15 protein-coding genes are annotated in these 13242 nt (G+C 41.9%); 6 read left to right on the top strand and 9 right to left on the bottom strand.

Translation table 11 applies throughout. The features are described from left to right. Nucleotides 1-240: 240 nt before the first annotated feature. From GNF10_RS29640 to GNF10_RS29620, 5 genes are all read right to left on the bottom strand, one after another. On the bottom strand, nt 241-1443 hold the full coding sequence (locus GNF10_RS29640; RefSeq protein ID WP_185581034.1) for an LL-diaminopimelate aminotransferase: 1203 nt from the start codon (nt 1441-1443) through the stop codon (nt 241-243). A gap of 61 nt (nt 1444-1504) precedes the next feature. Further along, complete coding sequence (locus GNF10_RS29635; protein WP_012410311.1) at nt 1505-1840, bottom strand: co-chaperone YbbN; 336 nt, start codon at nt 1838-1840, stop codon at nt 1505-1507. A 174-nt stretch (nt 1841-2014) separates the two neighbouring features. After that, nucleotides 2015-2791 carry a PspA/IM30 family protein gene (locus tag GNF10_RS29630; RefSeq protein ID WP_012410312.1) on the bottom strand — a complete coding sequence of 259 codons (777 nt, stop codon included), beginning with the start codon at nt 2789-2791 and terminating at the stop codon, nt 2015-2017. 162 nt (nt 2792-2953) lie between these two features. Further along, nucleotides 2954-3709 carry a PspA/IM30 family protein gene (locus GNF10_RS29625; protein WP_185581032.1) on the bottom strand — a complete coding sequence of 252 codons (756 nt, stop codon included), beginning with the start codon at nt 3707-3709 and terminating at the stop codon, nt 2954-2956. A 242-nt stretch (nt 3710-3951) separates the two neighbouring features. Continuing rightward, nucleotides 3952-5307 (bottom strand): hypothetical protein, encoded by a 1356-nt coding sequence (locus GNF10_RS29620; RefSeq protein ID WP_185581031.1) that lies wholly within the window; start codon nt 5305-5307, stop codon nt 3952-3954. Nucleotides 5308-5478: 171 nt separating this feature from the next. Here GNF10_RS29620 and GNF10_RS29615 point away from each other — a divergent pair, with 171 nt between their 5' ends. Together GNF10_RS29615 and GNF10_RS29610 are read left to right on the top strand one after the other, a co-directional pair. Beyond that, nucleotides 5479-6018: a DUF721 domain-containing protein gene (locus GNF10_RS29615; RefSeq protein ID WP_185581033.1), complete on the top strand. Its 540-nt coding sequence runs from the start codon at nt 5479-5481 to the stop codon at nt 6016-6018. Nucleotides 6019-6490: 472 nt separating this feature from the next. Continuing rightward, a complete protein-coding gene (locus GNF10_RS29610) occupies nt 6491-6808 on the top strand; it encodes a hypothetical protein (RefSeq protein WP_185581728.1) in 318 nt (105 codons plus the stop codon). A 127-nt stretch (nt 6809-6935) separates the two neighbouring features. Here GNF10_RS29610 and menB read toward each other — a convergent pair whose 3' ends face one another. Then, on the bottom strand, nt 6936-7769 hold the full coding sequence (gene menB, locus GNF10_RS29605; protein WP_185581727.1) for a 1,4-dihydroxy-2-naphthoyl-CoA synthase: 834 nt from the start codon (nt 7767-7769) through the stop codon (nt 6936-6938). A 130-nt stretch (nt 7770-7899) separates the two neighbouring features. Between menB and GNF10_RS29600 the strand changes: the two genes are divergently transcribed. Then, a complete protein-coding gene (locus GNF10_RS29600; RefSeq protein ID WP_185581726.1) occupies nt 7900-8772 on the top strand; it encodes an Rpn family recombination-promoting nuclease/putative transposase in 873 nt (290 codons plus the stop codon). 167 nt (nt 8773-8939) lie between these two features. Here the strand turns inward: GNF10_RS29600 and GNF10_RS38995 are convergent, their stop codons facing one another. After that, nucleotides 8940-9068: a hypothetical protein gene (locus GNF10_RS38995; RefSeq protein ID WP_260446132.1), complete on the bottom strand. Its 129-nt coding sequence runs from the start codon at nt 9066-9068 to the stop codon at nt 8940-8942. A gap of 100 nt (nt 9069-9168) precedes the next feature. On the opposite strand from GNF10_RS38995, the gene GNF10_RS29595 reads away from it, so the two are divergent. Further along, nucleotides 9169-9528 (top strand): hypothetical protein, encoded by a 360-nt coding sequence (locus GNF10_RS29595; RefSeq protein WP_185580708.1) that lies wholly within the window; start codon nt 9169-9171, stop codon nt 9526-9528. Beyond that, a complete protein-coding gene (locus GNF10_RS29590; protein ID WP_185580709.1) occupies nt 9467-9841 on the top strand; it encodes a hypothetical protein in 375 nt (124 codons plus the stop codon). Before GNF10_RS29595 ends, GNF10_RS29590 begins: the two co-directional genes overlap by 62 nt. A gap of 208 nt (nt 9842-10049) precedes the next feature. Here GNF10_RS29590 and GNF10_RS29585 read toward each other — a convergent pair whose 3' ends face one another. Further along, nucleotides 10050-10232: a hypothetical protein gene (locus GNF10_RS29585; protein ID WP_185592788.1), complete on the bottom strand. Its 183-nt coding sequence runs from the start codon at nt 10230-10232 to the stop codon at nt 10050-10052. Between the two features lie 59 nt (nt 10233-10291). Next, nucleotides 10292-12112, bottom strand: a complete 1821-nt coding sequence (menD, locus tag GNF10_RS29580; protein WP_185580711.1) for a 2-succinyl-5-enolpyruvyl-6-hydroxy-3-cyclohexene-1-carboxylic-acid synthase — start codon at nt 12110-12112, stop codon at nt 10292-10294. Between the two features lie 160 nt (nt 12113-12272). On the opposite strand from menD, the gene folB reads away from it, so the two are divergent. Beyond that, entirely contained in the window at nt 12273-12641 is a 369-nt protein-coding gene (gene folB / locus GNF10_RS29575) for a dihydroneopterin aldolase (protein ID WP_185580712.1), read from the top strand. Nucleotides 12642-13242: the final 601 nt, after the last annotated feature.

The following is a 13242-nucleotide window of genomic DNA, read 5'->3' as shown; positions in this document are numbered from 1 at the left end:
ATATTATTAATATTAAAAATTACGGGTAAAATATTTTAATTTCAGTAGAATACGGTTATTCATAGGGCAATAGGGTTCAGATAAGCTTTTTTTTCCTCCCCCGCAACGCCAGCCTCAACGGATAAATTGCTTAATTGAACCGTATTGATTTATAGAGGCGCACGGCTGTGCGCCTTTGCTGCGTCTTCTATCCATAGACTTTGCCGCAAAAAATCTTTGGCGTTTAGCTTGAGAAGAAATTTAATAAAGGAACTTGGCAATTCTTTCCACAGCAGTTTCTAACAAAGGTGGCTCATGTACCAAGGCAAAACGGACATACCCTTCCCCAGATTTGCCAAAGCCAGCACCAGGCGAAGCAGCTACACCAGTTTGTTTAACTAGCTGGGTACAAAATTCTATGGAGTTTTGACTCCAAGCTGAGGGTAATTTTGCCCAAATGTACATTGTGGCTTTGGGAGTAGGAACATTCCAGCCAATGGAGTGTAAAGCAGTGATGAAGGCATCACGGCGTTGCTGGAAGATAGCGACAGCAGATTTTACCCCAGCTTGAGGGCCAGTCAAGGCTGCGATCGCACCATTTAAAATTCCCCGATACTGATTAAAATCAACGGCAGCTTTTACCTGGCGTAAGGCGTTAATTAACTCGGCATTACCGATGGCGTAGCCAATGCGGAAGCCGCCCATATTGTAGGACTTGGAAAGAGTGAAAAATTCAATCGAGACGCTTTTCTCTGGATCGGCTTGCAGAATTGAAGGGACTAAGGATTTTGGATTGGGAGAAGAATCTGCCCAATCCCCAGTTTCCTGAAATACTAAGTCTACGTAGGGGAAATCGTGAACCAGGGCAAGATTGTGTTGTTGACAGAAGGCGACAGCTTCTTGGAAGAAAGATAAAGGAGCGATCGCTGAGGTGGGATTGTGAGGATAACTTAATACCATCATCCGCGACTGGGCCAAAACTGGGGTGGGAATATCCGCAAACACTGGTAAAAAAGCGTTTTCTGCCCGTAATGGCATGGGATAGATTTGACCACTGGCTAGGTGGACTCCCCCAGCATGAGAGGGATAACCAGGATCGAGCAACAGGGCAAAATCTCCTGGATTGAGCAATGCTAGAGGTAAATGGGCTGTACCCTCTTGAGAACCAATCAGAGGTAGTACCTCAGTTTGGGGATCTACTTTGATGCCAAATTTTTGTTCGTACCAGTTGGCTGCGGCTTCACGAAACCCAAGAGTACCGTTAAACAACAAATAGCCGTGGGTACTGCGATCATGGAGAGATTGGGCGATCGCCTCAATAACGTGCGCCTCGACTGGTAAATCAGAAGACCCCAACGACAAATCAATTACTTCTTGTCCAGTCGCCAAAGCGATTGCCTTAGCTCTGTCCATATCAGCAAATACATTAGATTGCAGGGGTTGTAAACGCTTTGCAAATTGCATATTAGTCATTAGTCATTTGTCATTGGTCATTAGTCATTAGTTATGGACTATGAACTATTGACTAATTACTATTTAAGTGCGTATCTAAGAGTTCGAGTAACTTATCTTTACCGATGACTCCCTCAGTCGAAATTAAAACTTCCTGTCCTTGAAATAGTCTTAGAGCCGGAACACCTTCCACTTGGTACTGCTTAACAGTGAGTGGGTTGGGGTCAATTTCCATTTTCACGACTTTGAGGCGATCGCTATATTTGCTAGCAGCTGAGTTAATCATGGGCGACATCAATTGACAAGGCCCACACCAGGAAGCCCAAAAGTAAACTAATACAGGCTGTTCAGCTTTTAACACTTCTGTTTCAAACTCAGCATCAGTTATGGTGATTACAGCCTTACTCATTGCAGTCTCCATCCGGTGGCGATCAAAGTTGGCACACACAATACTTTATCCCAAAGTAGTCAATAGTCCATAATCAATAATTCATAGTTATTTTGACTGTTAACTATTGACTAATGATATAAAATCCCACAACCAACAGGTGTGGGACTGGCTCAAATAAGTTTTCTGGCAATTTTATAGTTGATCCAATTGCTTGCGTAAAGAATCCAACTCGGCATCAACCACTTCATTCGACTTAGCAGGAGTGGTTTCTTGTTGGGGTGGAAGTTGTGCTTGAGTTACTGGAGTAGCGGGTGGTAACATTTGCGCTTTCAAAGCTGCCAATTCATCATCAACATCGCTACCACCTTCCAACTGGGCAAATTGGGTTTCTAAATCTGCACCTGCTAACTCTCCTAGTGCCTGGGCACGGGATTCTTGCATCAAGACTTTTTCTTCCATCCGCTCGAAGGCAGACATTGCACTGCTGGTATTCATCCCACGCACCATGCCTTGGAGTTGCTCTTGGGCTTTGGCAGTTGTGATCCGAGCTTTAAGCATTTCTTTCTTGGTTTTAGCCTCAGAAATTTTGCTTTCCAGCTGGATTAAGTTGCGCTTGAGGGTTTCAACTTGAGTGCTTTGGGTATCTAAACTAGCTTTGAGGGCGGCGCTGGTGTCAGTATAAGTCTTTTTCCGCTCTAGGGCTTGTCGTGCTAAATTCTCATCACCTTTTTGTAGGGCTAGTTGAGCATTGCGTTGCCACTTATTGATTTCATTTTGGGCATCATTGTACTGTTTCTCACTGCGTTTTTGGGCGGCGATCGCTTGGGCTACTCCTTGACGCAGCTGCACCAAGTCTTCCTGCATTTCCAGGATGGCTTGTTCTAGCATTTTTTCGGGGTCTTCGGCTTTGTTAACCAGGTCGTTGAGGTTAGAACTAACTACTCGCTTAATGCGATCGAATAATCCCATAACTTTGTTTTTCCTTGTTTGGTTTACGCTTTTTGCTGGACAGTTAGCTTTTTTACTTTTTAATAGCTACCTATTTCAATGTAATCTTTCCGGTTGGAATCAGTACGTTATAACAACTCTTAATTCTTAAGATATCTCCAAACTGGGGTAATTAGCCGAACTTCAAGAGTCTTGAGTTTTGGGTAACTGCTGTTGGGGAGGCTGCGCCGTGTTCTGCTTCTCCTCGGTAAGCAAACTGTTGTGCTGTGTGTTTTCTGCCTGATTTAAAACCTGTACCTTCATTGCTGCTAATTCGGCATCCACATTATTAGTAGATTCCAAGGAAGTAAATTGTGTTTCCAAGTCGTTGCTACCGAGTTCGGCGATCGCTTCTGATTTAGCTTCTATTTGCAAAACTTTTTCTTCCATACGCTCAAAGGCGCTCAGACTGCTGGTAGCAGAAACTCCCCCAAGCATTTCCTGGAGGCGAGAAGAGGCTTCAGCAGAACGGGCGCGAGCAATATACATATCTTTTTTTGTTTTCGCCTCAGAAATTTTTAACTCTAGCGATCGCATATCCTTTTTTAGCCTAGCGACTATATCGTTTTGCTGTTCTATCTGAGAAAAGAGGGTTGTACTGGTTTCTTTATAAGCTTGGCGCTTAGTCAAAGCTTCACGTGCTAGTGCTTCATTACCTTGTTGTAAGGCCAATTGGGCGCGGCGATACCATTCTTCTGTTTGAGAGTTGGCAGCCGCCGCCTGTCGTTGGGTGCGTTTTTGGGTAGCGATCGCTTGTGCTACACCCGAACGCAACTGCACCAGATTTTCTTGCATCTCTAGGACAGTTTGCTCTAGAATCTTTTCTGGATCTTCTGCACCACCGATCAAACTATTGAGATTAGCGCGAATCACCCGCAGAATACGCTTGATTAATTCCATGTCGGCTCTCCATTCACGAAACTCAATGCTGAGTAATGAGTGCTGAGTATAAAAATTTTGTAGGAGGGTAGTTATGGAGTGCTGAATACCCAGTAATTTAACTGAGTATAAAATTTCTGTCGTAGTGTCATAAACAAGTCAGATTTTGTATCTACTACTCAGCACAGGCTAAACCTTAGCTATCCGCTAACAGCACTCATAAGTCAAGACTGTTATCTCATGGTATCGTAGATTTTTACAACTTATGGTTGCTGAACTCGTGCCTGAATTCCCTTTGTCTGTAATAATTTCATCTGTTTTTGTACTTGCTCTTTAGTCTTAAAAGCACCGAGATAAATCAATTCTTTGTTGGGTGATAAATAAGCATCAGGAATTACTTGCCGTGCTGAAGCATAAGCTGCACCTTTATTATCTATCACGACATGGTAGAACCCATCTGTTCCTGGTTTGATTTCTGCATTAGGCTTTGGTGAGGCTGCGATTGGCTGAGGCGAGGTTTTTGCCGTTGAAATGGGAGGTAAATTTAGGGGAGGTAAGGATTGTACAGTTGGTACTGGCGCTAAAGCGATCGGATTTGTCGGTTTTAGGGCTGTATTGGGGTTAGACAATGGCGCTTGAGGATTTACAGGGTTTTGGCGAACGCCTGGATTAGTTACTACTGCGGCGGTTGGTTGGACTTTAGGTTGTAAACCAACTAGATCGTTAGGATCTCTCACATCAGGAAACTCTTGGGCCGCAAGATTGGGATACATAGATGATGTGCTTGGTGGCTGGATCTGAGGTTGGACATTACTCCCAACTTCTTCAGTATTTGCTGGTGCGGGAGATGAGTTTCCGTTAAACATCTTGCCTAAATTCCATTGAGGCAAGCTTTTGGGGTTGAATACTACATAACCCAAGGTCAGACTTGCTAACAATAGCAGCAACATTGAGCCGATACCTAAAGGTGATAACAGACTGTCACTAGAATTGCTTGGTTTTTGGCTTTCTGGTTGTTCTTCTGTCAGACTTCGCAGTAGTGCTTCACTAGATTCTAAGTAGTCATCTGGGTGCTTAGGGGTGTTATCTGTCTGCAAAAGATTTTCGCTCTTAGTATCTTTTACAATTGCTGGCACGATGCTGCTACTAAAATTGGGAGGTGGCGGTGGAAGTTGAGTTTGTGTTTTAGCAGAATCTTGGGTAGAGGGCACATTGAGATTATTTGGTTCTTCGGTATTTGCCGTAACTGGCGCTCGGTTCACCTCATGATTCACAACTAAAGAAGATGCTGGTAGTACGTCAATTTCTGTAACTGGCGCTGGGGTTCCCTGATGATTCACAGGTACAGCAGGCGGCATATTAGTTTTAATTTCCGTTACTGATGACTGAGTTGTTCCCAATGTTGTAGGAATGGCACTCAAAGACTGGGTTTGACTGCTCATGTAACTTGCAACACGGCGTTGGTTTGATGAGACTAAACCATTTCGCGTGCGTCGGTATCGAGCTAACTCTTGATCTAGCGGTACTTCTAAACTTGCTAGTGCTGCTGTTAGTGCTGGTTTCAACCCAGGCGTTTTAGACGATTGAGTACCGGAATCGTTCAGGGGGTTTTGAGTCATTGCCTGTGTGCCTCAAACGTAGATTTCTGGAATAACTATAGATATATTTCTGACAATATTAGCGAAAATTATTTAAATAGATAGATTGGGAATTGGGAATTGGGCATGGGGCATTGGGCATTAGTTATTCTTTCTCCCCCACTCCCCACTTAGCACTTAGCACTTGGAATGATGTCGTTTAAATCAATTAATGATATTTTAGGCGTTCTGGAAAAGCAGGCTAAATGGCAGGAGCAACCATTTCAACACTTGCTCAAGTGTTGGGCAAATGTTGTTGGGCCAGTGGTTGCCGCAAATACTCGACCATTATCGATTCAACGCGATGTTTTGTCGGTAGCAACTTCTAGTGCTGCTTGGGCGCAAAACCTGACTTTTGGTCGCACGTCTTTGCTTTTAAAGTTGAATAAGACGCTGCCAACGCCTTTGGTTGATATTCGCTTCTCTACTGCTAGCTGGCAGAATCCATCTGTGGAGACAAAACAGCAACAAACGGTTTTGCCCCACGAGCATCCCAGTTACCTTGGTGATGAGATTAGCCACCCTGATGTTACACCTACCAAGGATGTGAATGCTGCTTTTGGGCATTGGACAAAGATTATGCGATCGCGATCGCATGGCTTACCCCTTTGTCCTCAATGTGAATCTCCCACCCCACCCGGCGAACTCCAGCGCTGGGCAGTCTGTTCTGTCTGTGCTGCTAAACAGTTTTAAAGCGAGTCAGTCTTGACTTGAATTGAACGCAAAATATTTCAGCGATTATTCCTTGAGCAGAATTTATCTTAAAGTAATTTGCTGCCGTCATCTAGAGAAGTTCGTTCTAATTCTTGAGAAAAAAGATGTTTTACAGCTAGAATATACCAAACGTGGTATACAAACCAGACTATTTATTTGAAATTATAAGCCTTAAGCCATCCTTAAGGAGGAAGTTAAAAGGCTAAATAAATCAAAAGCTTTAGTTTTAATCTTGATCCCTAATAAGTTTTAGCCAAAATCAATAGGTAATCACTCTCCAGATTATTTAAAAATATAACAAGATTATAAAAATATCCTAAAGTTTATTTTTTCGTCGGGATCGCTGAAAGCTATAGAAAATAATGGTTTTTTGGCTTTTCTCCGTCTTTATATATAGAAGCAAAATATAAAGATGAAATTCAGCCGAAAACGGCACTAAAGATGAATCCGAATGAAACCTATTAAATTTTTAGCATCTGCCTGTAAATATTGCCGTCATTACCAGCCAGAAGGTCGCCGTGGTGGAACGTGCCAGCAGTTGGGAGCGCCAGTCCAAGCAACTTGGAAGGCTTGCTCTTTGGCGCTCCCACCTTTTGCACCTTCTTGGGAAACCTTGGAAGATGCTTGGACTTTGCCAGATGCAAAACCAGTTTTAGCTTGTTCTCATTCCTCGGCTTCAGATTTAGATCATGCTGCTCCTGCTCCTGTAGAAGAAATAACTGCCTCTATATATTCTGAAGAGGCCAAGACTGAAGCAGTGTTTATTTAGTTATCCATTATTACTGAACCAATTTTGTAGTTTGCTTAAGATAAGATTTGCTTTTAAGATATTTAGTGCCATAAACATTGACATTTGCAAAAATCGCACCTCAATAAAGGGTGCGATTTTTGCAATTTTAAGGTAGCCAAGGAAAAGAGCGAAAATCTGGTGGACGCTTTTCGAGAAAAGCTTGTTTGCCTTCAGACCCTTCTTCTGTCATGTAATAGAGTAACGTGGCATTGCCAGCGAGTTCTTGTAAACCAGCTTGTCCGTCACAATCAGCATTAAAGGCGGCTTTGAGACATCGAATCGCGATCGGACTTTTTTCTAAAATCTCCTGCGCCCATTGAATACCTTCGGCTTCTAGTTGTTCAACTGGGACGACACAATTAATTAAACCCATTTCTAGCGCTTGTTGTGCATTATATTGGCGGCAGAGAAACCAAATTTCTCTAGCTTTTTTTTGTCCCACGATGCGGGCGAGATAGCTGGCTCCAAAACCACCGTCAAAACTGCCGACTTTCGGGCCAGTCTGTCCGAAAATGGCGTTATCTGCGGCGATGGTAAGGTCGCAAATCAAGTGTAAGACGTGTCCACCACCGATCGCATATCCAGCGACTAAAGCAATCACCACTTTCGGCATAGAACGAATCAGGCGTTGTAAGTCCAAGACATTCAAGCGAGGGATGCCAGTATCGTCTACATAACCCGCATGTCCCCGCACACTTTGATCGCCACCAGAACAGAAAGCATATTTGCCATCAGTGTGTGGGCCATAGCCAGTAAACAGGACGACACCAATAGTAGTATCTTCACGAGCATTACAGAAAGCGTCATACAGTTCAAAGACTGTTTCAGGACGGAAAGCATTGCGTTTATGGGGACGGTTGATAGTGATTTTTGCAATGCCATCAGTTTTTTGATACAGGATATCTTCGTAGGTTTTGGCAGTTTGCCAGTTAATTTGCATTGGTATGAAGTGCGCTGTTGTGCTTGAGAATTTTATCGCGGACGTAGGGATATGCGATACCTACACCTACGCTAAATTTTTGTCTCAAGCCTTTACAATCTTGTAATTGTCTGGGTGTTGAGGAATAAAAATGCGACGTGACACCATCTTCTATAAATTATTTAAGCAATTTCCCGGTTTGCTATTTGAATTAGTAGATGAACCACCCCCAGAAGCCCAAAAGTACCAGTTTGAATCGGTTGAAGTGAAAGAAACGGCATTTCGGATTGATGGAGTGTTTTTACCTCCTGCTGATGCAGTTTCCAAAACCGTCTTTTTTGCAGAAGTCCAGTTTCAGAAGGACGAAGACTTATATCACCGTTTCTTTAGCGAATTATTTTTGTTTCTCTACCGCAACTCTATCCGTTACGATGACTGGTTTGGAGTCATAATTTTTGCTTCTCGCAGTCTTGAACCTTCCAACTCAACGATTCACCGCGCTTTGTTGGAAAGTGGTCAAGTCAGACGGGTTTATCTGGATGAGTTGGGGGATTTGCGAGAACAACCTTTGGGATTGGGTTTGATGTTGCTGACAAATGTTACTTCTGAAATTGAAGCAGTTGAAGGAGCGCAGTTTTTGTTAGAACAAGCTCGGCAACAATCGGAGCAAGCGATAATTGATTTAGTAACGACGATTATCGTCTACAAGTTTTCTACCCTGAGTCGAGAGGAGATTCAAGCGATGTTAGGACTGAATTTGGAAGAATCACGAGCTATTCTAGAAGCGAAGGAAGAAGGGCGAGAGGAAGGAAAAATTGAAGGCAAGGTTGAAGGAAAGGTTGAAGGAGAAAGAACAATCGTTTTACGACTATTAAATCGGCGTGTGGGTAATATTCCTGATGCACTTCTGTCCCAGATTCAAGGGTTATCGGTGGAACAGTTGGAAGTTTTAGGTGATGCTTTGTTAGATTTCTCTACTCTTGCTGATTTGGAAGGGTGGTTACAAGATCAACTAAGCGGGTAAGTTTCACGCAGAGGAGAAGAGCGATCGCTCCTCCTACGACTGTTAAAACGACTATTTAGTGAAATTACTGAGGAACGTTGGAAGCGTTAGATTTGGCGTTGTTGGAATTGAGATTGCGATCGCTGACTTGGAAGGGTAGTTACAAAATCAATTATTAGATTACTAAATTAACTTCTCGCTTTTCTGATATCTTTAAGCTTCATATTTTCAGCAATAAGCTCTTGAGCGAGAGCTTGAATTTTTGCTCGACGTGCTGGTGGAAGTTTTTCTATTACATCACTCATTTTTGTTGCCATAACTTCATTCTCCTTTTTATTTCAATTCATCGATATAAAAATAATATTACTGGGAATACTATTATTAGGATTTGTTTTCTCAGTAAAAGGATTTAAATATATGGATGACCTTAAAAATTTACTAAATCGTGCCTCATTTGAGGAGAGGAAAGCATTGGCAGAAATTCTTAAGGCATCACAACCAACAGCCGATTCTATTGTTGATCGTCTATGTGAGAAGAGTCAAGATCCTGCCAGCTATGTATTTAATGAAATATTTGATGATCATCCAAGTTATCAAAAAACAGTTAGGCGAGCTGCTAAAAAGTTAAAAATAAAATGTAGTAAATATGAATCTGCTAGTGGAATGGAGGTAAAAATTGCACAGAAGGTTATGGAAAGAAACAATGTTGGAGAAAATGACACCAGAACAAAAGCGAGAAATGGAAAAGCAGTTACGAAAAACAGCATCACAATTTGATAAAGGAAGTGAATTATTAGGAAGTACTAGTATTTTTCTTGCTTTGACAGGCGCTCAATTGTCTGGTTTTGGTATTTATTTACTGGCTTCAACAACATTGGGTACACTTACGGGAGTAATAGGGGTTACTTTACCCTTTGTTGCTTATACAACAATGTCTAGTGCAATAGCTGTAATTATCGGGCCAGTTGGTTGGATAGGTGCAGGATTATTCACAGTATGGCAGTTGGCAGGTCCTAGTTATAAGAGAGTTATTCCAGCTATTCTTTATATTTGCGCCCTAAGAGCAAGGCTGGATGGTGGTTTTGCTTAATTCTTTTTCAATACTTGCGAAATGTGTGATTGTCTACACTAATTGCTCAGTTGGCGTTAGATTGTGGAGATCAGCTTTAACTTCAGAATGTCTAGTACACTGTGGCGGAAGTTTCCCTACCTTTAACAAAGGGCTTAAGCCCCTTGTCTGGTTAATTGAGATGGTGGCTGGATTTCCGCCGTGCTGTACTAGCTATTTTGCCTCAACCTTAATGACGAACATCTTTAAGCTTAGTTATTTTGTTATCAACTACAACTACATACACTCCTCTAGTAAGTGGATTTTGTACCATCCAGTTGTCTTGTGCTATAAACAATTCATAACCGTTACTTTTTACATATTCAGTAGCTTCTTCAAGTGTCTTTCCAATCAGACTTCTTTCATCTATCATGATTTTTTGTATTATTGTCATATACTAACTCTGAGTTATTATCTTAACTTCCAATATAGTTAAATTCTAATATTCGCGGCAAAATTACGTAAATTATCCTGTCGCCACTTGGCATCAGCTTTACGATTTGTTTGCAACTCCAAAACCCGAATTCTCTGAGTTGGGAGAGGGCTTAATCTTTCCTGCAATTGCTGCCAAGAGGTTATCAATTCATGCTGCACATTATAAGTAGCGCACAACTGAGCAAAATTAATATCCTGGGGAGTACCAAAAAACTCTTCAAATGGTGGGTCAAATTTGGCAATGGGTAACATTTCAAAAATCCCACCGCCATTGTTATTAATTAACACAATTGTCAGATGTCCGACAAACTTATTGCGGATTAAAAAACCATTGGTATCATGCAACAGCGCTAAATCTCCCGTTAACATCACACTACTTTGCTGTCGATGGGAAATTCCTAAAGCTGTGGATAATGTGCCATCGATGCCATTTGCACCCCGGTTAAAGTGCGATCGCACTCCTAAATTATTCGGCTTCCAGAAATATTCCACATCCCGCACAGGCATACTATTGGCAATAAACAGAGGCGTTCCTGGCGGTAAAATCTGAGAAATTAACCAAGCTGCTTTACTCTCAATGATTTCATCTATTTTTCCCATCGTCTCATCAACAGCTAACCTAACCTTAGTTTCTACATCACACCATTGCTGCAAATAGTCTGAGGATAAAGATAAATTTATCTCCTCTGCTTTTATATCTTCTACAGATATCTGTAAATGCGTTGTTCTTCCGTGCAAAGGATCGAGGTTTTGATCGCTGTTGTCAATTACCCAGCGTCGGGGTTGGGTTGTATCTATCCAGCTACGCAATTCTTTACTCGTAGGCATTTCACCCACCTGAATCACCATTTCAGGTGCTAGCTGCTTTGCTAGTTGCTGATTTCGCAAAATCAGGTCATAGGTGGAAATCAAATAAGGGTTGAGTTCGGCATAATTTCTGACAGGGGAAAGTCCCTCAGCTAGCACAGGCCATTTGAGAGTTTGGGAAAGGTGCGCGATCGCTCTACAATACTCTTCTGGTTGTGACGGTTGGGCAACACCTGCGATAATAATGCCGCGATCGCATTCTTTCCACTCTTGGGGAATGGGGAATGGGGAACTTGTACTGAGCGCAGTCGTACTCCTTCGGAGAAGCAAGCTACGCGTAGCGTCTCGCAGAGAAGTATGGGGAATGGGGGATGGGTTTGTTATTCCTGCGAAGAAGTCTTCTGGTTTAAACTGCGATCGCAAATAACTCAAGTCGGTTCCATCAAGAACAGGCGCTAAAGGATCGCGAAAGGGAATATTCAAATGTACTGGCCCCTTTGTAGGAGTTTGCGCTCTTTCCCAGCTATGAATTACTGTTTGTCGCAGATAAGCTAGCATTCCCAGATCGGCGGAGGGTAAGGCTAACTCCGTTTGCCAATTTGGGTAGGTTCCATATAATCTCAACTGATCTACAGTTTGCCCAGAGTGACAATCTCGCAATTCTGGGGGTCTATCGGTGGTTAATACCAACAGTGGTACGCGACTATATGAAGCTTCTATGACTGCGGAATAAAAATTTGCTCCTGCTGTACCAGAGGTACAAACTAGTACCACAGGGCGATCGATTGCTTGAGCTTGCCCCAAGGCAAAAAAGGCGGCGGAACGTTCATCGAGAATGGAAATCGCTTCAATCTCAGGTGCTTGTTGAGCAAAGGCTACTGCTAAGGGTGTAGAGCGCGATCCAGGGCAAATTATGGCACAAGTCAATCCCAACCGCTTTAGCGTCTCTGTTAAAATGTAAGCCCAAAGTTGATTAACATTCCTAAAGGCGATCGGCATTAAATCAAACATAGCGATAAAACAATCTGAAATTTTAGATTTTGTTTAGGGAAATTTAATTTAAAATCCATCTGGGAAAGTTTGGTGAAAAGAAGTCTAAGGGAGGGAAGCCGATCCTCGACACTTTCTTGCTCCACTTTCTACAAAATGCCCAATTTGCTCTCAAACTTTTATGGACTGCATTCATTTAACGGGAATTCGCGGCTATGGCTACACTGGATATTTACCAGAAGAACAAGTGCTAGGACAATGGTTTGAGGTGGATGTGAGGTTATGGTTGGATATCTCCACAGCAGCCAAGACTGACGCGATCGAAGACACTTTAGATTATCGCAGCGTCATTAGCTTGATACAACATCTAGTCAAAACGTCTAAGTTTGCTTTGGTGGAGAAATTGGTAGCAACGATCGCAGATTCTATTCTCCAAGAGTGCGATCGTGTAACACAAGTCCAAGTCATTCTGAGCAAACCTGCTGCACCTATTCCAGATTTTGGTGGCAAAATTAGCATTGAACTTACTAAAAGTAAGCCCAATATCTAAAGCACAAAACGTGTTTTTTTGCCAATATCTATAAACTAGCAAAAAGAGGGGGTTTATATGGAGTGCGGAAGTCTCTCACAAAGAGAATGTTTCCTGCCATTGCCCCCAGCACTTGCTCGTTATCAGAAAACACTAAGAAATCATGTTATTTGCTGATGAACATTTAACTTGCATATTTTGAGTTAAAACAATTTGTGATTTAATATTAGCTAAAACCAAGAAATAATTTTAATTTATACTATTTCATTCACAATTCAAAATTTCATACTAGCTCTTTGTGAAACTGCACAAAATCAAGATTGCTTGGTGAAAGAAGGCGCAAAATCTCCTTGTTTTGGAGCAACCTTACAGAATTGGCAATAAGACAATTTCAGACGAGAATTTGCATTTCGGCTGATAAAAACACTATTTTTAGACAAATCTGTATTAATTAAACTCTTGAATTCCAGATTAACGATTAATTTTTAGTACTATTGTAGTCAAAGGATAATATCATATTATATCCAATATACTCTATTAATTTTTTCAACTTATTTGAAAGTAGTAGGCTGTGATTTTATTAATTTTTATTCTTGATTATTTTTGACATAAATACTATACT

It is taken from the genome of Nostoc sp. UCD121 (assembly GCF_014222285.1).
In the GTDB taxonomy this organism is placed as follows: domain Bacteria; phylum Cyanobacteriota; class Cyanobacteriia; order Cyanobacteriales; family Nostocaceae; genus Nostoc.
The sequence above is the reverse complement of the archived record's forward strand: the minus strand, read 5'-3'. Positions and strand labels throughout refer to the sequence as shown.